Here is a 25,504-nt window from a genome sequence, read left to right on the forward strand (position 1 = left end):
TGCCCAGGTGGCGGAATTGGTAGACGCGCTAGCTTCAGGTGCTAGTATCCTCACGGGTGTGGAAGTTCGAGTCTTCTCCTGGGCACCACTGATAAATTAATCAGTCAAGTTTTCACATTATTCTGAATAAATAATAAGTCAGGATAATAGTCCACAGAGAGGTGGATGAGTGGTTTAAGTCGCACGCCTGGAAAGCGTGTATACGTGAATAGCGTATCGAGGGTTCGAATCCCTTCCTCTCTGCCAGATACTAAAGACACCAGCTAACGGTGTCTTTTTTCATATCTGCCCTTCTTAAAAATATTACATCACACTTTTATTTCTCTTACCTTCTAATCAGAAACCTGCCACTCATTCTTATCTTATACTTAACCTTAATGATTAAAGGCCGTCTGAAAGTTTTCAGACGGCCTCTTTCTTAAAACTTACCAAATCCCAAACCATTGTTTATCAGACTGCTTTTTATTGCCGTTCTGCTGCTCGTGGTTTTGACGGCGAAATTGCCAAGGTGCTTGCGGATTGTCTTTTTTCCATAAGCCTTTACGTTTTTCCTTAGCTTGTTTTTGTGCGGCCGAATAGTCGGTATAGGCGGTTTTACTTTGTTGTTTTTTGGCATAACTTTCATAATGCCATGCGGCGCCATCCCGTATCTGCATCAAATTCAGGTCAATCGTTCCGACTGATACTTGGGCAACTTCGCGCTGGTAACGGTCGGCTTCAAATACGCGCACTTTGGCTTTTTTATTCAATGCGGCATCAATCAAATTGTCTCGTGATTGCGTACCATAAGCCTGATTGATTTCCGGTGCATCAATATAAGCCATACGGATTTTGTGTTTTCGGCCGTCGCTATCGATAATGTGCATGGTATCGCCATCATGGATTTTGATGATTTTTCCGTTGTATGTGTAGGATTGCCTCGATGACTTTTGTTTTTGTTCCGATTTGGGTTTAGCTTCGGCTTTGGTGTCAGATGTGGCCTTGACGACATTTTCTCCTAACCATTCATTGACCTTTTCCAAACCGATATTGTCGCCTTGTGCCAATGTTGCGGCAACGCTTACCCCTGTACGAATCAACTCGGTATCGCGTGAGCTGTAACCAAGTGCGCCCAAAACGGATAAAACAACAGGTAACCATTTTATAATTTTACTGATTTGCATATTTTGCCAAATCGAAGGCCGTCTGAAAGACCTAATGCACTTTCAGACGGCCTTTTAAGATTGATTAATCTTCATTAATCCTGACAAGGTAGGATGACTTTTGCACCTTCTGCCGTACCCAAAACCAACACATCGGCGGCATCGCGGGCAAAAATACCGTTTTCGAGTACGCCGGTGATTTTGTTGATTTCGTCTTCCATTTTCAAGGCCTGGTCGATATTGAGGCCGTGAACATCGACGATTTGATTGCCATAGAAAGTGGTATAACCGACACGCAACTCAGGTTGTCCGCCCATCGCAAGCAGTTTGCGCGACACCAGCGAACGGGCATTTTCAACCACTTCTACCGGCAATGGGAATTTGCCCAAACGGGAAACGTATTTGCTTTCATCAGCGATACAGACAAATTTATCAGATGCGCTGGCCACGATTTTTTCGTTCAAATGCGCACCGCCGCCGCCTTTAATCATTTGCAGCGCATGGTTGACTTCGTCTGCGCCGTCAACATAAACCGCCAAACCCATCACTTCATTCAGCGAAACTTCTGGAATCTCGTATTTCGCCAAAAGCTCGCTGGATTTTTTAGAAGTAGACACGGCACCCTTGATTTTCTTACCGCTTTTACCCAAAGCTTCGATAAAAAAGTTGATGGTAGAGCCGGTACCGATACCGATGTATTCGTTTTCAGGAACAAATTCCACCGCTTTTTCGGCGGCAATACGTTTGAGTTCGTCTTGAGTTGCCATGTTGTCAGTCCTTCAGTTTGAATAATAAAGTAATTTTAAGCTCTTAGGCTTTAATCAGCAATACTGCCGCTTGCGCTTCAATGGCTTCCATACGTCCCAGATAGCCAAGTTTTTCGTTGGTTTTACCCTTGATGTTCACGCAGTTTGCAGGCAAACCCAAATCTGCAGCGATATTGGCGCGCATTGCCGGAATATGTGGCGCGAGTTTGGGTTTTTGCGCAATCACGGTCGTATCGACATTAACCACCTTCCAACCCAATGCCTGCACGCTTTGATAAGCCTCGCGCAACAGCACACGGCTGTCTGCATCTTTGAATTTGGCGGCAGTATCAGGAAAATGACTGCCGATATCGCCCAAACCGGCCGCACCCAACAGGGCATCGGTAATCGCATGCAACAGCGCATCGGCATCTGAATGACCCAGCAAGCCTTTTTCAAACGGAATGTTTACGCCGCCGAGTATCAAATCTCGCCCTTCGACCAACTGATGGACATCGTAGCCCTGTCCGACACGGATATTCATGTTTGTTTCCTTAAATAATGGGTTTTGATTGTTCAGACGGCCTTGAGCAACAATCTGACAATGTATTCGTCTTGCGGCAGCGTCAATTTCAAATTGCGCGTATCGCCCTGCACCAAGCGCGGCCGGATACCCAGTTTTTCAACCGCTGATGCTTCATCCGTAATCTCACTTAAATCATCAACCGATAAAGCACGGTGTAACAAGGCCGTCTGAAAAAGCTGCGGCGTTTGCGCCTGCCATAATCCTGCGCGTGCAACGGTTTCATCAATATGATGATTGCCGTCTGCCCGCTTGAGCGTATCAGCCACCGGTATGGCCAAAATACCGCCTTCATCATTCTCACCCGCCTCATTAAGCAAACGCGTTAACGCTTCAGCAGGCAGGCAACAACGCGCGGCATCATGAACCAAAATATTGTCTTGCGCCTCGGCCAAACCTTGCTCCAATAAAACGGACACACCATTGCGTACCGTTTCGGCACGACTTGCTCCGCCTACTCGAAAGACGCGTACTTTCTCAGACAGGGCCGTCTGAAAACCCGAATCTTCCGGCGAAAGAATAACAGCAATTAAATCTATGCGGGGGTGTTGCTCAAAGATTTCTATGGTATGTTGCAATACGGTTTTACCATTGATTTCAACATATTGTTTTGGTTTTCCTGCACCAAATCGCGCTCCCACACCGGCAGCAGGAATCAAAGCGATATTGCGGCGCATCATGCTGACGCTCCGGCATTGGCCTCATCTGGTGTTTCGGCCTTGCGCCATACACACGCTTTGCCTAAATCGTCCAAATATTTTTCATGTGCGGCCAGCTCGTCCGCATTGGCTTTGATAACTTTCAACTTAGACGTACGTTTGGTTTCCACAATAACGGTTTGTTTGACTTCGCCCTCTTCTTCCGTCTCGCTACCCATCAGATCGAACTGCTGACGCGTCATGGCAAGATAGACTTCACCCAAAAGCTCGCAGTCGATTAACGCGCCGTGCAAAACACGTTTGCTGCGGTCAACGGAAAAGCGGTTACACAACGCATCCAAGCTTGCCTTTTGCCCCGGAAACATTTCACGCGCCATGGCCAGCGTATCGGTGACTTTACAACCGAGTTCCTCGATAGAAGGCAAACCCATGCGGCGGAATTCCATATTCAGGAAGCCGACGTCAAACTTAGCATTATGGATAATCAGCTCTGCGCCACGTATAAAGTCGGCAATCTGTTTACCCACTTGGGCAAACGGCGGTGCATTCTTCGCTTCCAATACTTCAATCGTCAAACCATGCACCTTCGCCGCTTCCTCCGGCATATCGCGCTCGGGGTGGACATATAAATGAAGGTTGGAGTCGGTCATTTGGCGGTTGATCATTTCTAAGCCGGCAAATTCGACCAGACGGTCACCGTTTTCAGGATAAAGACCCGTGGTTTCCGTATCGAGGATAATCTGACGTTGGCTCATGGTTGGTGGTTTCTGCAATTATCAAAACGTCCTGAATCATACTGAAGGCCGTCTGAAATGTATAGTCAGCAAAACTTTAGCTGCTTTTGAAATGCCTTTTTACGGCTGGATTTTTTCAGACGGCCTTTATTCTTTTTGCATTTAATGGCCATCTATTACTGCATTTTTAAGTAGAAAGCCCAATTTCTAAAAAATTTTTTAAATTTAATTTCTTTAATAATGAATACCTTACTTATTATTTAAATAATAGGAACAATTATCATTTGCAAATTTAAAAAATCTCCGTATAATACAACCCATCGAAACAAAACAACCGCACAACAGAATGAAAGGAGAAGAAAATGCCCGAAAGTATTTTTAAGCAAGTCTCCCTTGATATTCTGAGACTGCACCAACAAGCCATCCGCTCTTTGATCGCCACCAAGTGTTGCGACGAATGCGAAGTACACGACGCAGTATTCATTACTTTAGATGGCCGCTATTATGTTTGGCTCCCTTGCATGGGCAAATCGCCCCAATCAGAAACCGGCATCCTGCTGATTGAAGATGAAGACGGTAATACGCGCTTAAGCTGGGTTGCCGGTACACGCGAAGTCAAGCAAAAAGACAGTCTGTACAACCGCGTTGTTTCCGCTCTGCAACGAAAAATGCAGCGCACGAAAAACAAGTTCATCCAGTCGGCAAACGCCCGATTGCTTGAGCTGACGCCTCAGCAAGGCCGTCTGACGACAAACAGCAAAGATTTCTCGCTTTCACCACATGACTTGATGAAAGCACTTTATCCGGCAACACATCAAATAGGAGAATTTGCCCTGTAACAGTTTTTGGTAGTGGTTTGTGTTCCTTTTGCGCCCCTTAACATTTTAAAGGGGCGATTTTTTTTGCCCCTACTTTTCAGACGACCTAAACACCGGTTTTCCAGTACAATAAAGGCCGTCTGAACATTTCCTACTTTTCAACCATGCAACTGCTCAAATACATCCAATCACAAGGCCTCGGCAGCCGCAAGCAATGCCAATGGCTGATAGATAATGACTGCATCGCCATCAACGGCGAAATCTATAATCGTGCCAAAGACGATATCGACCCGTCTCAAGTGCACACCCTGTCTGTTGACGGCGAAGAAATTGCCGCCGTCCCCATGCCCTATTTTTATATCCTGCTTCATAAGCCTGCAGATTACGAGACTTCGCACAAACCTCAGCAATATCCAAGCATCTTCAGCCTTCTTCCCGACCACATGCGCAATATCGATATGCAGGCAGTCGGCCGCTTGGATGCAGACACAACCGGAATTATTCTGATTACCAACGACGGCCAATTTAACCACCGCGTTACCTCGCCCAAACACAAAGTTCCGAAGCTCTACCGCATCACTTTGAAACATCCTGCCGACGATACCCTTTGCACTGTGCTGAAAAACGGCGTCCTCCTGCATGACGATAATGAAACCGTCGCCGCGGCCGAAGCAGTATTGACCGACCCAACCACATTGATGATGACCATTACCGAGGGTAAATACCATCAGGTCAAACGCATGGTTGCAGCCGCAGGCAACCGTGTCGAGCAGCTCCACCGTGAGAAATTCGGCGACTGGAATGTCGATGATTTAGCCGCCGGAGAATGGAAATTTATCCAAATCTAAAAAAATTCCAAATTTTTCGATAAATTTTTAAACAATATAGATTTTTTATTTATTTAAAATCAAATATCTAAACCTTATTATTTTTATTTAACAGAATTTAACACTGTAAAGACTGAACTATTGTATAATTCGCCTGTCTGAGTAACACTTGCTTCGAAAGAAGTGAGTAAGTGAGTAAGACGTTTTCCCCGTAATGTGTTTGGCCATCTATACTTTCCCCTTAGTATAGATGGTTTTTTTTATCTAAAATTTGGCAACCAAGCGGGCGTACTTTCAGACGGCCTTTCTCATCTAAAGAAGCCATCATTTCCAACCCTCATCTCCCACTCATTAACTTGCCATTATCCCTTTTCTCTTTCTCGTCTCTTCCGCATCAATCTGTGCCGTTCCCATTTCAGACAAATCGTTTTATAGAAAGAAAACCTATCGGCGACTATCCAAGCTAAGGTTACAGGATGTTATTTAGACGGCCTTAGATAAATACCATCTTTGTTGCCAACATATTCGAAAGCACACCTTAGTGCTATCTAATATCCTCACAACAACCCTTTCCCATATCCCACTTTCAGACGGCCTTTATCGTTACGGCTCTTTCAATCATTCATATCGTTTCAGCCAAATTCTCTGTTTGCAGGTTTCAACACCAAGCAAACCAGAGGGACTCACTAAAAATTCTTCACTACATGGTTTTTTTAACTAATTTTCTTTTCAGACTTTAGTCAAGATTCGTTAAATCTTTGCGGTAAAATGTTGTCTTTATTTTTATGCATCTGAGTATTTATGTCTTCCAATCAACCCCGTCAAACTTGGTCCAACCGTTTGACTTACATCCTTACCGTTGCCGGCGCGACTGTCGGCTTTGGCGCAACTTGGCGTTTCCCGTATTTGGTTGGTGAAAACGGCGGCGGCGCGTATGTGTTTCTGTTCTGTATCGCCATGCTGGTCATCGGTATTCCGATGATTTTGGTGGAAAACGTCATCGGTCGCCGTAAAGGCGTGAACGCGCTGGATGCGTTTGGCGGCACAATGAATGGCAAACCCGTTGCCAAAGTTTGGAAATTGGTCGGTTGGATGGGACTGCTCGGCGCATTCGGCATCATGGCCTATTACATGGTGCTCGGCGGCTGGGTTATCAGCTACATCATCAATATCATCGGCGGTAATTTGGATATTTCCAGCCCGGTTTCCGGAGAAGTCACCAAAAGTTTCTTTACCGAACACATCGAAAACAGCCCTTGGGAAATTGCTTTCTACACCTTCCTATTTGTGGTTGTGAACCAATGGATCTTGGTCAAAGGCGTGATCGGCGGTATTGAAAAAGCGGCAAAATACCTGATGCCTTTGCTGTTTTTATTCCTGATTGCCATGGTTGTGCGCAACGTTACCCTGCCGGGCGCAATGGAAGGCATCATCTTCTATCTGAAGCCTGACTTCAGCAAAATTACAGCCGAACTGTTCGTCTTCGTTTTGGGACAAGTATTCTTCGCATTGAGCTTGGGTTTCGGCGTGATGATTACGTTATCCAGCTATCTGGATAAAAACGAAAATCTGGTTCAGACGGCCGTGATTACCGCGATTACCAACACTTTGATTGCCGTGTTGGCCGGCTTTATGATTTTCCCTTCCCTCTTCAGTTTTGGCGTTGCCCCGAATTCTGGCCCGACGCTGGTGTTCCAAAGCCTGCCGATCGTGTTTTCCAATATGTGGGCAGGCCCGGTGTTTGCAGTGATTTTCTTCTCACTGCTTCTGATTGCCGCGCTGACGACTTCTCTGACCATTTATGAAGTGTTGATTACGACCATTCAGGAGAAAACCAAAATCCGCCGCACAGCCGCGATTACCATCGTACTGGCAGGTATTTTTATCTTCGGCAATATCCCGTCCATCTTGAGCTACGGCCCATGGAAAGATATTTCCGTGTTTGGTAAAAACATTTTCGATGCCTTTGACTACATCAGCGGTAACATCCTGTTTATGCTGACCGCTCTTGGCTCTGCCTTGTTTGTCGGCTTCGTGATGAAAGATGAAGCGAAGGACGAATTGCTCTACAAAGGCAACCATACCACCGTCAATATCTGGTTTGCCTATGTGAAATACCTCGTGCCCTTGGTCATTCTGCTGATTTTCATCAGCAACCTGTTCTAATAAACAAACATATAAAAAGGCCGTCTGAAAAATTCAGACGGCCTTTATTTTGACTATGCTTTATTCAGCCCAGTTTTTCTTCTTACTGGTTTTACCGATACCGGGGTTGAAGCTGTTGGTCGGGTCAAGTTTTTTATAGAACTGTTTCAGCTCGGGCTTGGCTTCATACAGATGACCGACATTATGCTCGGCAGGATATTGCGCACCGCGTTGGTCAAGCAGATGGAGCATTTCATGTTCCAAAGCCATACAGTCGTTGCCTTTTTTAATGATGTAGTCCTGATGGAACACATGACACATAAAATGTCCGTAATACAATTTATGGATGATTTTATTGTCAATTTCAGGCGGCAGTGTTTCAAACCAATCACGATCATCACGGCGCAAGGCGATATCGAGTGCAACCAAATCCTCTACTTCATCATCATGTACAGAACGATAACGGATCGCGGCAGAAGCCACAGCAAAGCGATGCAGCATGGCCGCCTGCGTTTCTTCGGCATTACATTCGAAGAATGCGCCGCCATGAGTTGCAAAATATTCCTTCAAGAAAGCACGCGCTTCTTCTACGCCCTCGCCACCCATTTTTAAAATTAGGTGATGTTCATATTTATCCCGATAGTTGCGCATAGATTTCGGCAAGTGATCAGGCAAAATTTTACTGATCAGTTGCATGAATTTATCAGAGAAGTGTTTTGGTAAGAAACTTATCTTTTTGCTGAATCTATCCACACGGGCTTTCAGATCAAACAGTTTCGGAAGTTGGTGGGTACCGAACGTCTTGATGATATAAAACGTATCTTTACCATAAATGGCAGCAATATCAAAAGCATGACGATGGATATACTCACCGGAAATAGGCAGGTTTTTAAACTCGCTCAAAGCGGCACGACGAATATCGGTCAGCTCATTAATATCATTAGTGCCGATATAGAACACGGCAGTCTGTTTTTCTTGTGGGAACGTATCCAAGCGTACGGCAAACACCATCAGCTTGCCCGCGCAGCCTGAAGCCTCGTAATGGCGTGCAGGATCGGCATTAAAACGGGCGGCAGTCGGTTCATTCACTTGGCGGACATGATCGCAATAAGCATGGTCATGCCCTTTGCCTGCATTTTGAACAATGTCTTTTTTCTGATAATGGAAACCTTGCAGATTGGTCAAAATTTCTTCAGGGGTTTCGCCCAAATCAATGCCCAAATGGTTGACCAGCTCCAGTTTGCCCTCTTCGTTGATTTGTGCAAACAGCGCCATTTCCGTATAAGCCGGGCCACGCTGTACCAATGCACCGCCGGAGTTATTACATACGCCACCCAATACAGATGCGCCGATACAAGACGAACCAATCACGGAGTGCGGCTCACGGCCTAAAGGTTTTAGCAGCAGCTCCAATTGATTCAGGGTAGAGCCAGGCAGGCAGACAACTTGTTCGTTATTGTTAATTGGCTGAATAATGTTCAAACGCATGGTATTTACAATCACGATATCGCGGTCGTAATCATTGCCGTCAGGAGTCGAGCCGCCGGTCAGACCGGTATTGGCGGCCTGCGTAATCACGATAACATCAGCCTCAACACATGCCTGCAAAATTTGCCACATTTCCAACACCGTACCTGGACGGACAACTGCCAGCGCCTTGCCTTCGCCAAAACGGTAGCCTTGACGGTATTGTTCAGTTTTTGCCGGGTCTGTGATGATATATTTTTCGCCGACGGTTTGCGTCAGCCGACTGATTAATTGTGTAGCATTCATTGCATACTCCTTGAGAAATGAATATATTTATTAAATTACAAACATTGTAGTAATCCCTTTTATCAAAGTAAAGGCAAACTCATTTTTAAATTCATCATTCAAATAAACAAAAGGCCGTCTGAAATTTTCAGACGGCCTTTTGATTCAAGCTGGAACAATCAGATTATTCGGCGGCTTTCTCTTCGCGAGCAGGAGCTTCCAGCAAAGCTTTGATAGACAGGCGTACGCGGCCGCGATCGTCTACTTCCAATGCTTTCACGTTCACAACCTGACCTACTTGCAGGTAGTCGCTGACATTGCGTACGCGCTCGTGGGCGATTTGGCTGATGTGTACCAAACCGTCTTTGCCCGGCATCACGCTGACAATCGCGCCAACGTTGTTGTCGAGGATTTTAACCACAGTACCTTCGTACACTTTCCCCACTTCCACTTCGGCAGTGATTTCTTCGATACGTTTTTTCGCTGCATCGCCTGCTTCTTGAGTAGTCGCAGCGATAGTGATGGTACCGTCTTCAGCGATGTTGATTTCAGTACCGGTTTCAGCAGTAATCGAACGAATGGTTTCGCCGCCTTTACCAATAACATCACGGATTTTGTCTTGGTTGATTTTCATGGTGAACAAGCGTGGCGCGTGTGCAGACAGCTCTTGTGGACCTGCAACAGCGGCTTTCATCTGATCCAAGATGTGCAAACGTGCTTCTTTGGCTTGAGCCAAAGCGATTTGCATGATTTCTTTGGTAATACCTTGGATTTTGATGTCCATTTGCAGTGCGGTCACACCTTCGGTTGTACCGGCTACTTTAAAGTCCATATCGCCCAAGTGGTCTTCGTCACCCAAGATGTCGGTCAGAACGGCAAATTTGTTGTTGTCCAAAATCAGACCCATGGCGATACCGGCAACGTGCGCTTTCAAAGGCACACCGGCAGACAACAGGCTCAAGCAGCCGCCGCAGACGGAAGCCATAGAGGAAGAGCCGTTGGATTCGGTAATTTCAGAAACCACACGCATGGTGTAGCTGAAATCTTCAGGTTCTGGCAATACGGCCAACAATGCACGTTTAGCCAAACGACCGTGGCCAATTTCACGACGTTTCGGCGCACCTACGCGACCCACTTCACCGGTAGAGTATGGAGGGAAGTTGTAGTGCAGCATAAAGCGGTCGGTATATTCGCCGGACAGCGCATCAATGATTTGCTCGTCGCGTGAAGTACCCAAAGTTGCAACCGCCAAAGCTTGGGTTTCGCCACGGGTAAACAGTGCAGAACCGTGAGTGCGTGGCAATACACCGGTTTGAATGTTCAACGGACGAACAGTGCGGGTGTCGCGACCGTCGATACGCGGTTGACCGTCCAAAATTTGGCTGCGGACAACATCGGCTTCCAAGTGTTTGAAAATGCCTTTGATTTCGTTGGCTGCCAAAGTGTCGGTTTCTTCGGTAATCAACGCTTCTTTTACAGCATTCCAAGCTTCGTCCAATTTGGCAGAACGCGCTTGTTTTTGACGGATTTTGAACGCTTCTTTAATGGTTTCGCCAGCAATTTCGCGTACTTTGGCAACCAATTCTTCATTGGTTTCAGGTGCTTTCCAATCCCAAACTTCTGGGTTGACTTCGTCGGCAAACTCATTGATGGCATTAATGGCCACTTGCATTTGATCGTGACCGTAAACAACTGCGCCCAACATCACTTCTTCAGACAAGATGTCGGCTTCGGATTCCACCATCAACACGGCTTTAGAAGTACCGGCAACAACCAAGTCCAATTGTGATTTGGCCAACTCGGCTTTAGTCGGGTTCAGAACGTACACGCCGTTTACATAACCCACGCGTGCCGCACCAATCGGACCGGCAAACGGTACACCGCTCAACACCAGCGCGGCAGATGCACCCAACATTGCAGGAATGTCAGAATCAATTTCAGGGTCAACAGACACCACCATCGCTACGATTTGGATGTCGTGGTAGAAACCTTCAGGGAACAAAGGACGGATCGGACGGTCGATCAGACGGCTGGTCAGGATTTCTTTTTCGCTTTGTTTGCCTTCGCGTTTGAAGAAACCGCCGGGGATTTTACCTGCTGCGTAAGTACGCTCGAGGTAATCGACAGTCAGAGGGAAGAAGTCTTGGCCTTCTTTCACTTCTTTGTTAGTGGTAACGGCAACCAAAACAACGGTGTCGCCCATAGATACTTTAACGGCAGCAGCGGCTTGGCGAGCGATTTCGCCGGTTTCCAAAGTAACGGTTTGATTACCGTATTGGAAGGTCTTAACGTGTTTATTGAACATTATTGTTCCTTTCAAAATACCGCACTGCTAAAACACTAATAATGCACACTAAAATCCGAATGTGCATAGTTAGGGTTTCAGACCGTGCGGCAGGTTATAAACAAGCTTTCAGACGGCCTTTAAAGCGCTGAAAACAACTCTCGATTATAAAGGCAACCATCCTTAAAATCCAGTATTTATACAATAAAAAGGCCGTCTGAAACATATCTCTTTCAGACGGCCTTCAAACTTAAAAATTAACCCTGAGTCAGCAAAGTCAATGCTTCCTGATATTTTTCGACTGTTTTTTGAATCACATCGACAGGCACTTTAGGCGCAGGCGCTTTTTTATTCCAACCGCTTTGCTCCAGCCAGTCGCGGACAAATTGTTTGTCAAAAGACGGTGGATTGGTGCCGACTTTGTATTGGTCGGCAGGCCAAAAACGACTGGAGTCAGGCGTCAACACTTCGTCCATCAAAGTCAGCGTACCTTCCTCATCCAAACCAAATTCAAATTTAGTGTCGCAAATAATAATACCGCGAGATTTGGCATATTCGGCCGCTTCCGTGTAAAGCTGAATCGCCTTAGCGCGCACTTCCGCAGCCAATTCTTTTCCGATAATGCGTTCGCATTCTTCAAAGCTGATGTTTTCATCATGATCGCCAACTGCGGCTTTGGTCGATGGCGTAAAAATCACTTCAGGCAACTGCTGCGCTTCCTGCATACCTTCAGGCAGTTGAATACCGCAAACAGAGCCTGTCTTTTGATAATCTTTCCAACCGCTACCTGCCAGATAACCGCGCACAATAGCCTCCACTTTCACCGGAGTGAGCTTTTTAGCCACGACGGCGCGTTTCTCCAAAGCTTTAGCTTCATTTTCAGGCAAAACATCGTAAACTGTCTGACCGGTAAAATGGTTAGGCATGATATGAGCCAGTTTTTTAAACCAAAAATTGGAAATCTGCGTCAGAATCTCTCCTTTACCCGGAATCGGATCATCTAAAATCACATCGAATGCAGACAGACGGTCGGAAGCAACCATCAACATACGTTTATCGTCAATTTCGTACAAATCGCGGACTTTGCCGGAGTAGATTTTTTTCAAGCTGATTTCAGACATTTCGGGTATCTCTTTGGTAAACAGAAGAATTTGGTATTTTAGCCCAATTTGGCATCTTTCGTCAGATTGTTTACAAAATAAAGGCCGTCTGAAACCTTATAGCTCGGTTTCAGACAGCCTTAGACTTTGATTTTAGGGACAAACCCTAAAAACCATCATCCTATCAGATGGCAGGAGCCTGAGTCTGATCTTGGATTTGGTTCACAGCAGACAGAGAGTAGTAGTCGCCGTGGCCGGTTACTTGGTAAGTGCTACCGTCAGCAAACTTGAAGTTTTCAACTTTGTGATCGTTACCGGTGAACCAGTCGTCGATGGTGATACTGTCGTTAGTACCGACAGAAACAGTCAGGTTAGCACCAGATTTGCTCAGCAATACGTCAGAAGCTGCAACGCCTTTACCGAACAACAAGGTGTCATTACCGCTTTCTTCACGGATAGTGTCGTGACCGTAACCTTTGTCGAAGAAGTAAGTATCGTTACCGGTACCTCCGATCAAAATGTCGTTGCCGACGCCGCCGTCGAGGTAGTCGTTACCGTCTTTACCAACCAGACAGTCGTCGCCAGCCAAACCGTACAGATGGTTGTTGCCGCCGTTACCTTCGATATTGTTGTTCAAAGAGTTACCGGTACCGTTCAGGTTTTGCATACCTTGCAAAATCAGGTTTTCAACGTGATCGGTCAGGGTGTAGTCAATAACGGTACGAACAGTATCTATACCGGCTTGTGCATTGCCATACTCGATAACTTGGTCGTTGGCATTGTCAACGAAGTAAACGTCGTTACCATCGCCACCGCGCATGATGTCAGCACCGGAACCACCGTTCAGGTAGTCGTTACCGGCACCACCTTGCAGGTAGTCTTTACCTTCTTCACCGTACAGAGAGTCACCGTCGGCATCACCGTAAATGGTGTCGTTACCAGCACCGGCGTAGATTACGTCTGTGCCGTTGCCACCGTAGATGATGTCTTCGCAAGCAGTACCATAAATGGTATCTTTAGCATCAGTACCGCGGATAACGTTGCCGTCTTTGCAGTCTTCAGCCCGGATGACATTACCTGGGTTTTTGTCTTCGTGACCGTATGAGTTGTTTTGGTTATGGTCGTCAACACAGTCTTTGCAGTCTGGCTCAGGTTTCGGTTCTGGTTTAGGCTGAGGTTTTGGCTCTGGCTTAGGCTCAGGTTTTGGTTCTGGTTTAGGCTCAGGCTTAGGCTCAGGTTTTGGTTGTGGTTTTGGTTCTGGTTGCGGTTCTGGTTGTGGCTCAGGTTTAGGCTCAGGTTTTGGTTGAGGTTTAGGCTGAGGTTTAGGTTGTGGTTTTGGACATGGGATCGGTTTGATTGGATCGCAGTTGTAAGGTGGGCAAACCGGAACACATTTGTAGTTAGGAGTTTTTGCCGGTGGGCAGAAAGCCGCAATAGCAGAAACCAAACCAGTTACCGCATTAACTACTGACACGCCGACGCTGGCAATGCTAGCGATGCTGCCGATAGAAACAGAAGATTTTGCTGCAGGAGCGCAGTAGTAAGAAGAGTAGGAAGCCTTAGGCGCAGGAGCGCAGTAAGAACTAACCAGGGGTCTAGTATAATACCCCCCGTAACAGTATGCCATAATAATTACTCCCAAAAGTTAATAAAATATTGGGTTGACGGAACGAGCAAATCCGCCCTTGCCCAATTATTATTTTAGTAATATTTTGCAAAATATTTACTCAAAAATATCAAACGGTAGAATTTGCCGATAAAAGGACGGAGTTTCGCCTGTTTTTAAATTCCATTATCCTAGCAACAATAAAAACATTAACATTGATTCACACTCTCTCAAACAGCATAGATCCTTTATCTATCTTGTTAAAAGCTGAATTTTAACTCTAGTTATAGTAAACAAACATAATACCAATAAGTGGTTATTATTCTGAATAGATAATATCGACAATTTACCCAAATACAGCCGCCTCTGCATTTTGTACTACGCCAATAATGTGAATTTGTCGTATTTACACTATAATGACACGAACACCTATTTAACAGCTATCAGAGGAGATACTCAACCATGCGTACTTTATTGACCGGAGCCAAAGGCCAGCTTGCCCGTTGTCTGCGCGACCGCCTGCCCGAAGATTGGGAACTGATTGCTACCGACTCTACTTCGCTGGACATTACCGATACCGAAGCCGTGCATCACATGATCAAAAACTTCCAACCAGATGCCATCGTTAATGCCGCAGCTTACACTGCCGTCGATAAAGCAGAAGAAAACGCTGAAGCCGCTTTTGCCGTCAATGCAAGCGCTGTTCACAACCTGGCTGCAGCTGCCCGCGCCGCACACGCCCGCTTTATTCATATTTCCACTGATTATGTATTCGACGGCGAAGGCAAACGCCCTTACCGCGAAACCGACTATACCAATCCGCGCAGCACTTACGGTCAATCCAAAGTAGCAGGCGAGCTTTTGGCTTTAGCCGCGCATCCGGAAAGTACAATCGTCCGTACTTCATGGCTGTTTAGCGAATACGGCAACAATTTCGTTAAAACCATGCTGCGCCTTGCCAAAGAACGCGATTCCCTCTCCATTGTCCACGACCAAACCGGCTGCCCGACTTATGCAGGTGACTTGGCTCATGCCATCATCAGTTTATTGCAACAGCCTACTTCCCCACGCGGCATCTTCCATTACTGTGGCAATAAATCGGCAACATGGTACGAATTTACCAAAGCCATCTTTCAGACGGCCCACCAATTAGACGACAGCTTCCGCATTCCGGAACTGAACGCGATTACCACCGATCAATACCCCCTGCCTGCTCCGCGTCCGGCATACAGCATTATGGATTGCTCACGCCTAGAGACCGAATTCGGTATCAAACCGTCCGACTGGCAAAAAGCCCTACGCGAAATTCTCCGCACAATCGACTGATAAGCTGATTCATCTATATCAAGGCCGTCTGAAAACATATTTTCAGACGGCCTCTTTGTTTCTTTTATATCAAATGCTTTATCTATCCAGTCTGTCATTTGAAAAGTGCTACAATAGCCGTTTATTTTATTTTTCAGACGGCCTGACAATATGTGCAACCATCATCCCAAACATTCACACGATAATGACACCATCCGCATCCGCGGCGCGCGTACACATAATTTGAAAAATGTCGATTTGGACATTCCGCGCCACAAGCTCGTGGTGGTAACAGGATTGTCAGGCAGCGGCAAATCGTCGCTGGCGTTTGATACTTTATATGCTGAAGGCCAACGCCGTTATGTTGAAAGCCTTTCCGCCTATGCCCGTCAGTTTTTGCAGATGATGGACAAACCCGATGTTGATTTGATTGAAGGCCTGTCGCCTGCAATTTCTATCGAGCAAAAATCCACCAGCCACAATCCGCGTTCCACCGTCGGCACGGTTACGGAAATCCATGATTACCTGCGCCTTTTGTACGCCCGTGTCGGCACGCCGTATTGCCCCGAACACAATCTGCCGTTGTCGAGCCAAACCGTATCGCAGATGGTCGATGCCGTCTTGAAGCTGCCGGAAGACACACGCGTGATGATTTTGGCGCCGGCGGTGCGCGAGCGTAAGGGCGAATTTGTCGATTTCTTTGCCGACTTACAGGCGCAGGGCTTTGCGCGTGTACGCGTGGACGGCGAAGTCTATCAGCTTGACGAAGTACCGAAGCTGGAAAAAAACATTAAACACAACATCGACGTGGTCATCGACCGCGTGAAAGTGAAGGCGGACATCAAGCAGCGGCTGGCAGAAAGTTTTGAAACCGCGCTGCGCCACGGCAACGAACGCGCGCTGGCAATGGAAATGGACAGCGGCGAAGAACATTGGTTTTCCGCGCGTTTCGCCTGCCCCGTGTGTTCGTACAGCCTGCCCGAATTAGAGCCGCGCCTCTTTTCCTTCAACAACCCGATGGGCTCCTGCCCGACTTGCGACGGCTTGGGCAACACCAACTTCTTCGATCCCGAAAAAGTGGTCGCCCATCCTGAATTATCCTTAGCCGCAGGCGCGATTGACGGCTGGGACAAACGCAACCAATTCTATTTCCAAATGATTCAATCGCTGGCGCAACATTATAAATTTGATGTCGACGCCGCTTGGGAAAGCCTATCGGAAAAAGTCAAAAAAGTCGTATTGCACGGCTCGGGCAAAGAAGTCATTGATTTCACTTATCTGTCTGAACGTGGTACCACCTTCAACCGCAGCCATGCCTTTGAAGGCATCATCCCCAATCTCGAACGCCGCTACCGCGAAACCGACAGCGAAACCGTGCGCGAAAAACTGCGCGAGTACCAAAACCACCGCGCCTGCCCGAGCTGCGGCGGCGCACGTTTGCGCAAAGAAGCGCGCTACGTTTACGTCAACGGCGAACCGTTGCACGAAGTTTCCGCCTGGCCGCTGACCAAAACCCACCAATTCTTTGAAACGCTGGATTTGGACGGCAACAAAAAACAAATCGCCGAAAAAATCCTCAAAGAAATCACCGAGCGGCTCGGCTTCCTGATTAACGTCGGGCTGGATTACCTGAATTTAAGCCGCTCCGCCGAAACCCTTTCCGGCGGCGAAGCTCAACGCATCCGCCTCGCCAGCCAAATCGGCAGCGGCCTGACCGGCGTGATGTACGTTTTGGACGAACCCTCCATCGGCCTGCACCAGCGCGACAACGACCGCCTGCTCGCCACCCTCAAACGCCTGCGCGATTTGGGCAACAGCGTCATCGTGGTCGAACACGACGAAGACGCCATCCGCGAAGCCGATTTCGTCGTCGATATGGGTCCTGGCGCGGGCGAACACGGCGGCAACGTATTGATTGCCGACACACCCGAAAACGTCGCCAAATGCGAAAAATCCGTTACCGGACAATACCTCAGCGGCAAAAAATCCATTGCCGTGCCGTCTGAACGCACGCCCGTCAATCCCGACCGAATGCTCGTCCTCAAAGGCGCGCGCGGCAACAACCTCAAAAACGTTACCCTCGAACTGCCGCTCGGTTTGATTACCTGCATCACCGGCGTATCCGGCAGCGGCAAATCCACCCTGATTAACGACACCCTCGCCAAAATCACCGCCCGCGAACTCAACCGCGCCCAAGAAGAACCTGCCCCATACGACGACATCCGCGGCCTCGAACACCTCGACAAAGTCATCAACGTCGACCAATCCCCCATCGGCCGCACCCCGCGCTCCAACCCCGCCACCTACACCGGCCTGTTCACCCCCATCCGCGAACTCTTCGCCGGCGTACCCCTCTCGCGCGAACGCGGCTACAACGTCGGCAGATTCTCCTTCAACGTCAAAGGCGGCCGCTGCGAAGCCTGCCAAGGCGACGGCGTCATCAAAGTCGAAATGCACTTCCTGCCCGACGTATATGTCCCCTGCGAAGTCTGCCACGGCAAACGCTACAACCGCGAAACGCTCGAAATCCAATACAAAGGCAAAAACATCAGCCAAGTCCTCGACATGACCGTCGAAGAAGCCCGCGAATTTTTCGACGCCGTCCCCACCGTATCGCGCAAACTGCAAACCCTGATGGACGTAGGCCTCGGCTACATCCGCCTCGGACAATCCGCCACCACCCTCTCCGGCGGCGAAGCCCAGCGCGTCAAACTCGCGCTCGAACTCTCCAAGCGCGACACTGGCCGCACCTTATACATCCTCGACGAACCCACCACCGGCCTGCACTTCGCCGACATCGCCCTGCTGCTGGAAGTCATAGGTCGTCTGAAAGGCAAAGGCAACTCGATTGTGATTATCGAGCATAATCTTGACGTCATTAAAACTGCTGATTATATTGTGGATTTAGGACCGGAAGGTGGCGATGGAGGAGGGAGGATTATTGCTTCAGGTAGCCCCGAGCAGGTGATGAAAGTTAAGGGGAGTTATACTGGAAAGTATTTAGAAAAACTATTTCAATTTAAAACTTCTACCATATAAATATTTAATATTCTTGGAGAGAAAAGTGAATTTTGATTTCACCACAAAGACGTTTAGAGATCTATTAGGAAGTAATTTCAATCAATTAGTAATTCCTCGCTTTCAACGAGATTACACATGGGAAGATGAACATACTCGTGAATTTCTTGAAGATTTAATCTCAAATTTAAAACAAAATAATTCTAATGACAATAATCAATCGGTACCTGATTATTTTTTTGGAACAATTCTTGTTACTGGGAACATGACTGGATCAAATGGTTTTTTAGAGGTTATTGATGGACAACAGCGTATTACTACAGCTACTATTTTATTATCTACTATCGGCAAAATACTAAAATCTTGCGATGAAATTCAGCTAGCTAAAAACGTATGGGAATACATCATTAAAACTACTGATGATGAAGAAAAAATTACTCTTTTACAAAATGACACTACTGATGATTTTTTTAAAGAAAAGATCCAAGATCTAAATATTCCATTAGAAGACGTAATTAAAATTAATGAAACTCCAGATGAAGAAACTAAGTGTATTTTAAATGCTGTAAAGCTTTTTCAAAATTACTTATCAGAAAACAGCATTAAAAACAATTTAAAGTCTTTATTAGGTGATAATAATGAGTTATCAAATAAAGATTATATTTCAATATTAAAGAAAATTCGAGATCTTTTATTAAATAGTCAAGTTGTTTGTGTATCTACAACTGATAAAAATAGTGCTAATTTAATATTTGAAATATTAAATTCAAAAGGAAAAAAACTAGAACCAATTGATTTAATTAAAAATGAAATTTTTAAACACCTTACTACTACTCAACCTAAAGACTATGCTTCAGGAAAATGGAAAAAAATAAAACATCATCTAAGTGAAAGAGAAAGGATTGAATTTTCTACTTTTTATCGACATTTTTGGCTATCACAATATCCTAAAGTTAATAATAGTGATCTACACGATCAATTTCTATCAAATATAAATAATAAAAGTAATTATGATAACTTTCTAGATCAACTCGTAAATAATGCAAAAATTTACAAGATGATATCCTCACCAAACTTTACTATCGACTTCCAAAATAAAAAACAATATTCATTTATTGTAGAATCGCTTACAAACTTAAGTAACTTCAAGATTAGACAATGTCGAGTTGCTCTACTCGCTATTTTTAGAAAGAAAGAAGAAAATAGAATCAAAACGGCTGATCTATATAAAGTAATTAGTTTTTTACCAAAATTTCATTTTATTTATAGTGCACTATGCTCAAAGAGAGCAAATACTTTAGAATCTAAATATGCTAAGTTTGCTGTCGATCTTACAAAATCAGATTCTACAAACAAATCAAAAGACCTAATAGAACAATTTATACAGCAACTTAAAACTATACTGCCTAATGAACAAGAGTTTACAGATAGATTTATAAAATTAGAGTATTCAAACAGAAAAAGAAATGATCAGAATTTAGTTACGAAATATGCTATATATGAATTAGAACGTATTTTTTCTAAAAAAAGATTAGTATCTAATACTGCCAGTATTGAACATATTATCCCAGAGAGTGAACATGATACTAGCAGAGAAGTATTAAATATTGGCAATTTATGTATTTTAGAAAACGACTTAAATGAAAAATGTAATAATCATGATATTAATGATAAATTTAAGATATATAAGGAATCTCAGTTTTTGACTACTAAAGATTTATTAAAACATTACCCTACAGGATTCACAAATAATAATATTGAAGAAAGGGCACATTATTTAGCTCATGAATTTTATCAATCCTTATAAATATTAATATTTGTAAGCTGTGGTCTGTATACTCAAACTATCGCATGCGAGGCTGCGCCACACACCCTACCTGTGAATTACACGGAACTTCAAAACCAACGCGTAGGGTGTGTGCGGTACGCACGCACGCGGTTGCTTGATTGACGGTTTGCCGTTTCAACATTTAACTTCGTTGAAGCTAGCGCTTTCAGACGGCCTCCAATGTCGTCTGAAAACATCAGCTTCAACAAAGTTAAAACTTTAAACAACAAACTATTCCTTCTCCAACGCTCAAACCACAAACAAAAATCCTATGGCGCGTTATCGCAGAAACTTCATTGCCGGCGGCACATTCTTTTTCACCGTCAAACTCGCCGATCCAAAATCGCGCCTGCTTGTCGAACATATCGACTTATTGCGTGCGGCTTATATGGATGTGCAAAAACAATATCCCTTTGAAACCGTCGCCGTATGCGTACTGCCGAACCACATTCACGCCATTTGGACGCTACCGCCCGACGATGCGGATTATTCCCTGCGTTGGCGGCTGATTAAAACCAAATTCTCCGCACATTTCCCTCATGCCGAGAACCTGTCCGCCAGCAAACAGCGGCGACACGAACGCGGTATTTGGCAACGGCGTTTTTACGAACACACCGTACGCGACGAAACGGATTTGCAACGTTGCGCGGACTACATCCATTTCAATCCCTTCAAACATGGATTGTGCGGTAATGTCCGCGATTGGCCGTTTTCGTCGTTTCACTGTTATGTTCGGGATGGATGGCTGCCGTTGGATTGGGGCGGCACAAAAGAAACGGCGGTAATGAGTTTGGTGGAGTGAATGCGCTATAAAACACTACCGACCGCGTGCGTGGCTAGGCCACATACCCTACCTGCAAATCACACGGAACCTAAAAATATTGAAGTGTCAAGTATTATTGTTTAATTTAATTAAAATCATGCAGCTGAAAGAGTCAGTCTATCTAAACATCCTAAAGGCCGTCTGAAAGTTCAGACGGCCTTTGCCTTTGTAAGTAATCCTTTTTATCAATAATTACGCCGCTTTACGATGATAATGTCTGAGCGCGTGCTCTTTGCGACGTCCGCTACTGAATGCGGATACGCGTTTCAGATAGCCGATAACGCGGGTACCGTAGTCAATGTCGTACGAACCGCAGGCGGAACAGGCGTGCAGGGTACGTTTGTCGATATGGCCGCATTCGTTGCAGATGGTGATGCGCACGTTCACGCAGAAGTAGTTGCAGCCGGTTTGCGCGGCGATGTCCAGCAGCAAGCGGTAGCCGGATTCGGGCAGGGCTTCGTCAAGGTTCAAGTGCAGCGCGGAGCCACCGTCGAGCCAGTCCACCAGTTCTTTGCCGTGCAGCAGGAATTTGTCAAGCGCGTTGATTTCTTCGTCTTCGACGACGTAGAAATAGGAGTTGTAGCATTCGCGGCTGACTTTGTAGCCGTCGGCTTTGTCCCATTTGGCGTTTTTCACGCCGAGGTTTTCGGCGGGGACGAACTCAGTGTTGAACTTCACGCCGTAGTGTTTGCTGGCGGCTTGATTGGCTTCAAATATGGTTTTCAGACGGCCTTGGACAAAGTTGATGTAATCGTCGTTGTAGCCAACCTTGATGCCTTGCGATTCGGCGGCTTCCGCCATGCCGTTGATACCGATGGTGAGGAACTGTTTGTCCAGCGTGATGAAGCCTGCATCGTAAACGGGCAACATTCCGGCGGCTTGGTATTCTTCCATCAGTTTGCGGTAGGCGTATTGGTATTTGTGGATTTTGGCGACTTCGGCGGCAAGGTCGCGCCCGTCTTGTTCCAGCCGGTTCATGTTGATGGTGATGACATTGATGGAACCGGTTGCCACGCCGCCTGCGCCGAGGGTATAGCTAAAAGTGCGGTCTTCAATGGCGTTGCGCAGACGGCAGCAGGAAGCCAACGAATCGGGGTTGTCGGAAAGATAGACGAAGAAGGAATTGCCTTCCGCCAACTCTTTCGCCATTTCGTCGGCAAACACGGTGTCTTTGCATTTGCCGCCATCGGTCAGCATCGCAGCGGTCACGACGGGGAAAGTCAAAACGGCTTTGGTGCGCTCTTGATTGAACCATTTGAGGAAGAAGTTTTGCAGCTTCGCCACGCTCGCCCACACCGGTTTGCTGAAATCGGGGAAGACGAAATCGCCGAACATCGCGTCGAAATAGTATTGATCGTAAACGGAAATATTCCAAAATACGCTCTGATAGCCGCGCGCGGCGGCAGGCTGGTTGATGCTGTACACCACCTGCTGCATATGGTTGGCGATTTCTTTGGCGTGAGTTTCCAAATAATCGTCGCCGTAGTCTTTGCGGGCGAAGTAGTCGAAATAAGTCAGAAATTCCACCGTTGCCACCGCGCCGGCAAACTGCGCGCTGATGGCAAACACAAGATTGATAAACGAGCCGCAAAACGATGCCAAATGCTGCGGCGCTTTAGATTCACCACCGAGTTTGCTTAACCCGTCGAACAGGAAAGGATACAGCGTAACCGACACGCAATAAGGCTTGAGGCTGGTTTCGTCGTGGACATAAATCTCGTGCGCCTCAATCTGGCGGATGTATTCGTCGGCGACGGATTGGTCGAAAATTTCGGCGATTTTGCGCGACACTTGGGCGCGGTTAATCTGCACGAAAAAGTCTTTCATGATTTCCGCTTCCATCGTGGCAATGTTCTTCTGGGTAACGTTGGCGTTGGCGTCCATTTTCGATCCGTCCGCCGCGTTTTGCGCGCTGATGTAGTCGCGCATGAATTGTAGTTTTCCGTTTAACTGTTCGGGATGCAGCCGAATCATGTTAATTCTCCTGTATGGTTTGGATGATTTATTAAACAATGACGGTTGGGCCGTCTGAAACATCGCTGTCAGCGAATACAATAAATTCAATTTAAATCAGTGCAATACAGCACCGGGCTAAATTGAAGCCACTGGAAAAACTTTGGGCGCGGGTTTGTCTTTGATAAACAAGCGGTTCAATACCTCTCCCGTACGTAAATCGATAAACTTCTGATTGGTGGTCGGGCTGTCCAAGCCGCCCAGCTCCATCTGCCAGCGACCGGTTTTCAGATACGTCAGATAAGGCAGGATGCCGTCTGAAAGCGCTTCCAGCTCTTCACGCTCCAGGCCGGTGTACAAACAGGCTTTCAAACCCGCCTGTGTCACAATGGCCAGCATTTTCTGCAAGGCTTTCGGCTGCCATTCCCCGCCCATAAACAACACGCAGCTGATTAATCCGCGATAGCGTTTCAGACGGCCTTTTAAATAATCCCCGGTCAATTCTGTGCCAATGCCCTCTTTCCATGTATCGGCACTATGGCAACCCTTGCAGCGCAGAGGGCAGCCTGAAAACAGAAATGCCAACGACACTTCGCCCGGTACTTCCTGCCATACAATTTGCTCAACTGTAAATTTCAAGCTGCTCATTGCAACACCATAAACACAAGATATGGTGCGAATTAAAACACAAGACTACTAGATATGGTATTTTTATTTAACAATGTATTTTACCTGTATAATAGATTTTTATTATTTAGATGATTGCCTATTGCTATAAAATAGCGGTTTTAAACCAATAAAAAGGCTGTCTGAACACGATTCAGACGGCCTGAAATTAAAATACGAAAAGCAAACTCCGTTATAGTAAAGTCTATCTAAATAAAACAAAAAAGGCCGTCTGAAATCATCTTTCAGACGGCCTCTATTTCAGGTTTTAACCCCGATTCGAGCCTTTAACCATATCCATTAAAAACAATCGGCAATCCAAGTTGCCATTAAACAGCGGAATCTTACGCTTCGGAGAAAGGCGCATAAATTTCGGCATATCTCGATCGCCGGTAAACATTCCGGCAAGCCAGCCTGCGTAATGCTGTTTCAACCATGTGCCCAGTTGCGGATAAAGCGCCTGCAAAGCCTGAATTTCGGCAAGGCGCACACCATAAGGCGGATTGGAAATCATAATGCCGTGCTCGCCGTTCGGTCGCACAGCCTGCGCATCTTGCACGTCAAAGCGGATGAAATTATCCACTTCGGCGGCTTGGGCATTAGCTAGTGCGGCACGAATCATATAACGGTCGTTGTCGCTGCCGGAAATGGGCGCGGCGGCCGGTTTGATTTGTTTTTCAGCTTCACGGCGCAGGGCTTGCCATTTTTCTTTGTCGAAGTTTTGCAGTTTTTCAAAACCGAAACGGCGCATCAAACCCGGCGCACGGTGTGTTGCAATCCATGCAGCCTCAATGGCAATCGTGCCGCTGCCGCAAAACGGGTCTTGGAAAGGCTGCGTACCATCGTAACCTGCCAAAAGCAGCAAACCTGCCGCCAAATTTTCCCTCAATGGCGCTTCGCCGGTATCCTGTCGATAGCCGCGTTTGAAGAGTGCTTCACCGGAAGTATCGATAAAGATTTCCACATTGCGTTCATCGATAAAGGCATGAATGCGGATATCGGGGTTGATTTTGCCCACGCTCGGACGCGCATCATAAATATCGCGGAAAGCATCACAGACGGCATCTTTGATTTTCAAACCGACAAAATCCAAGCTTTTCACATTGGCGCGCTTGCCTTCGACTTTGACTTTAAAGGTCTGCTCCAGCTTAAACCAACCTGTCCAATGGAGATTTCGTGCCAATTTGTAGATATCGTGTTCATTGCGATAACCGCCTTTGGTCAAGCGCAGCAAAACACGGCTGGCAACGCGCGAATGCAGGTTGATACGATACACCTGCTCCATCGTGCCTTTACATGCCACACCGCCGTCAACAGCGCGGATATCCTGACATGCCATGCTTTCGAGTTCCTGCGTCAAAGGCGCTTCCAAACCGCGAGGACAAGTGATAAAAAGTGAATAAACCGTCATATAAAACCTTTCCGGGTAGAGCTATCCGAACCACTCGGATAATAAATAAAAACAATATTATAGCCGAAAAACCAAAGGCCGTCTGAAACTTCAGACGGCCTTTG

At 46.4% G+C, this 25,504-nt stretch carries 20 protein-coding genes and 2 tRNA genes; 9 read left to right on the forward strand and 13 right to left on the reverse strand.

Features of this window, described 5'->3' with window-relative positions:
• Position 1 precedes the first annotated feature (1 nt).
• Both ACTHS4_RS02165 and ACTHS4_RS02170 read left to right on the forward strand, forming a co-directional pair.
• A tRNA-Leu gene (locus tag ACTHS4_RS02165) sits at positions 2 to 88 on the forward strand.
• Positions 89 to 155: 67 nt separating this feature from the next.
• Positions 156 to 246 (forward strand) — tRNA-Ser (locus ACTHS4_RS02170).
• Positions 247 to 425: 179 nt separating this feature from the next.
• Here the strand turns inward: ACTHS4_RS02170 and ACTHS4_RS02175 are convergent.
• From ACTHS4_RS02175 to dnaQ, 5 genes are all read right to left on the reverse strand, one after another.
• Complete coding sequence (locus ACTHS4_RS02175) at positions 426 to 1,163, reverse strand: thermonuclease family protein (RefSeq protein ID WP_063068119.1); 738 nt, start codon at positions 1,161 to 1,163, stop codon at positions 426 to 428.
• Positions 1,164 to 1,237: 74 nt separating this feature from the next.
• Positions 1,238 to 1,909, reverse strand: coding sequence for a ribose-5-phosphate isomerase RpiA (rpiA, locus tag ACTHS4_RS02180; RefSeq protein WP_003679072.1), 672 nt, complete (start codon positions 1,907 to 1,909; stop codon positions 1,238 to 1,240).
• A 43-nt stretch (positions 1,910 to 1,952) separates the two neighbouring features.
• Positions 1,953 to 2,432 (reverse strand): 2-C-methyl-D-erythritol 2,4-cyclodiphosphate synthase, encoded by a 480-nt coding sequence (ispF, locus tag ACTHS4_RS02185; RefSeq protein WP_440365449.1) that lies wholly within the window; start codon positions 2,430 to 2,432, stop codon positions 1,953 to 1,955.
• A gap of 32 nt (positions 2,433 to 2,464) precedes the next feature.
• Positions 2,465 to 3,151 carry a 2-C-methyl-D-erythritol 4-phosphate cytidylyltransferase gene (ispD, locus tag ACTHS4_RS02190; RefSeq protein ID WP_440365450.1) on the reverse strand — a complete coding sequence of 229 codons (687 nt, stop codon included), beginning with the start codon at positions 3,149 to 3,151 and terminating at the stop codon, positions 2,465 to 2,467.
• Entirely contained in the window at positions 3,148 to 3,885 is a 738-nt protein-coding gene (dnaQ, locus tag ACTHS4_RS02195; protein WP_440365501.1) for a DNA polymerase III subunit epsilon, read from the reverse strand. The genes ispD and dnaQ overlap by 4 nt, the downstream gene beginning before the upstream one ends.
• Positions 3,886 to 4,226: 341 nt before the next feature.
• Between dnaQ and ACTHS4_RS02200 the strand changes: the two genes are divergently transcribed.
• The 3 genes from ACTHS4_RS02200 (at position 4,227) to ACTHS4_RS02210 (ending at position 7,675) form a co-directional block, all read left to right on the forward strand.
• A complete protein-coding gene (locus ACTHS4_RS02200; protein WP_003683363.1) occupies positions 4,227 to 4,703 on the forward strand; it encodes a hypothetical protein in 477 nt (158 codons plus the stop codon).
• A gap of 143 nt (positions 4,704 to 4,846) precedes the next feature.
• Positions 4,847 to 5,530, forward strand: coding sequence for a 16S rRNA pseudouridine(516) synthase (locus tag ACTHS4_RS02205; RefSeq protein ID WP_440365451.1), 684 nt, complete (start codon positions 4,847 to 4,849; stop codon positions 5,528 to 5,530).
• Between the two features lie 780 nt (positions 5,531 to 6,310).
• Positions 6,311 to 7,675: a sodium-dependent transporter gene (locus ACTHS4_RS02210; protein ID WP_440365452.1), complete on the forward strand. Its 1,365-nt coding sequence runs from the start codon at positions 6,311 to 6,313 to the stop codon at positions 7,673 to 7,675.
• A 60-nt stretch (positions 7,676 to 7,735) separates the two neighbouring features.
• Here ACTHS4_RS02210 and dld read toward each other — a convergent pair whose 3' ends face one another.
• From dld to ACTHS4_RS02230, 4 genes are all read right to left on the reverse strand, one after another.
• Positions 7,736 to 9,427: a D-lactate dehydrogenase gene (dld, locus tag ACTHS4_RS02215; protein ID WP_070826218.1), complete on the reverse strand. Its 1,692-nt coding sequence runs from the start codon at positions 9,425 to 9,427 to the stop codon at positions 7,736 to 7,738.
• Positions 9,428 to 9,590: 163 nt separating this feature from the next.
• Positions 9,591 to 11,711 (reverse strand): polyribonucleotide nucleotidyltransferase, encoded by a 2,121-nt coding sequence (gene pnp / locus ACTHS4_RS02220; protein ID WP_003683274.1) that lies wholly within the window; start codon positions 11,709 to 11,711, stop codon positions 9,591 to 9,593.
• Positions 11,712 to 11,947: 236 nt separating this feature from the next.
• Positions 11,948 to 12,811 (reverse strand): phosphoribosylaminoimidazolesuccinocarboxamide synthase, encoded by an 864-nt coding sequence (locus ACTHS4_RS02225; RefSeq protein WP_049333747.1) that lies wholly within the window; start codon positions 12,809 to 12,811, stop codon positions 11,948 to 11,950.
• 163 nt (positions 12,812 to 12,974) lie between these two features.
• Positions 12,975 to 14,417: a calcium-binding protein gene (locus ACTHS4_RS02230; RefSeq protein WP_440365453.1), complete on the reverse strand. Its 1,443-nt coding sequence runs from the start codon at positions 14,415 to 14,417 to the stop codon at positions 12,975 to 12,977.
• Positions 14,418 to 14,858: 441 nt separating this feature from the next.
• Between ACTHS4_RS02230 and rfbD the strand changes: the two genes are divergently transcribed.
• The 3 genes from rfbD to ACTHS4_RS02245 all read left to right on the forward strand — a co-directional run bounded on the left by rfbD (position 14,859) and on the right by ACTHS4_RS02245 (position 20,526).
• Complete coding sequence (rfbD, locus tag ACTHS4_RS02235) at positions 14,859 to 15,722, forward strand: dTDP-4-dehydrorhamnose reductase (RefSeq protein ID WP_440365454.1); 864 nt, start codon at positions 14,859 to 14,861, stop codon at positions 15,720 to 15,722.
• A gap of 150 nt (positions 15,723 to 15,872) precedes the next feature.
• On the forward strand, positions 15,873 to 18,740 hold the full coding sequence (gene uvrA, locus ACTHS4_RS02240) for an excinuclease ABC subunit UvrA (protein WP_440365455.1): 2,868 nt from the start codon (positions 15,873 to 15,875) through the stop codon (positions 18,738 to 18,740).
• A gap of 25 nt (positions 18,741 to 18,765) precedes the next feature.
• Entirely contained in the window at positions 18,766 to 20,526 is a 1,761-nt protein-coding gene (locus ACTHS4_RS02245; protein ID WP_440365456.1) for a DUF262 domain-containing protein, read from the forward strand.
• Between the two features lie 89 nt (positions 20,527 to 20,615).
• Here the strand turns inward: ACTHS4_RS02245 and ACTHS4_RS02250 are convergent, their stop codons facing one another.
• Positions 20,616 to 20,774 carry a hypothetical protein gene (locus tag ACTHS4_RS02250; protein WP_440365457.1) on the reverse strand — a complete coding sequence of 53 codons (159 nt, stop codon included), beginning with the start codon at positions 20,772 to 20,774 and terminating at the stop codon, positions 20,616 to 20,618.
• A gap of 44 nt (positions 20,775 to 20,818) precedes the next feature.
• Between ACTHS4_RS02250 and ACTHS4_RS02255 the strand changes: the two genes are divergently transcribed.
• Positions 20,819 to 21,349, forward strand: coding sequence for an REP-associated tyrosine transposase (locus ACTHS4_RS02255; RefSeq protein ID WP_440365458.1), 531 nt, complete (start codon positions 20,819 to 20,821; stop codon positions 21,347 to 21,349).
• Between the two features lie 213 nt (positions 21,350 to 21,562).
• Here the strand turns inward: ACTHS4_RS02255 and nrdD are convergent, their stop codons facing one another.
• The 3 genes from nrdD to ACTHS4_RS02270 form a co-directional block, all read right to left on the reverse strand.
• Positions 21,563 to 23,407: an anaerobic ribonucleoside-triphosphate reductase gene (gene nrdD / locus ACTHS4_RS02260; RefSeq protein ID WP_440365502.1), complete on the reverse strand. Its 1,845-nt coding sequence runs from the start codon at positions 23,405 to 23,407 to the stop codon at positions 21,563 to 21,565.
• 54 nt (positions 23,408 to 23,461) lie between these two features.
• Positions 23,462 to 23,971 (reverse strand): anaerobic ribonucleoside-triphosphate reductase activating protein, encoded by a 510-nt coding sequence (nrdG, locus tag ACTHS4_RS02265; RefSeq protein WP_070826210.1) that lies wholly within the window; start codon positions 23,969 to 23,971, stop codon positions 23,462 to 23,464.
• 286 nt (positions 23,972 to 24,257) lie between these two features.
• Positions 24,258 to 25,400: a THUMP domain-containing class I SAM-dependent RNA methyltransferase gene (locus tag ACTHS4_RS02270; protein WP_070826209.1), complete on the reverse strand. Its 1,143-nt coding sequence runs from the start codon at positions 25,398 to 25,400 to the stop codon at positions 24,258 to 24,260.
• Positions 25,401 to 25,504: the final 104 nt, after the last annotated feature.

Origin of the sequence: Neisseria sp. P0014.S009, from assembly GCF_051958155.1 — a bacterium.
Lineage (GTDB): Bacteria > Pseudomonadota > Gammaproteobacteria > Burkholderiales > Neisseriaceae > Neisseria > Neisseria flavescens_C.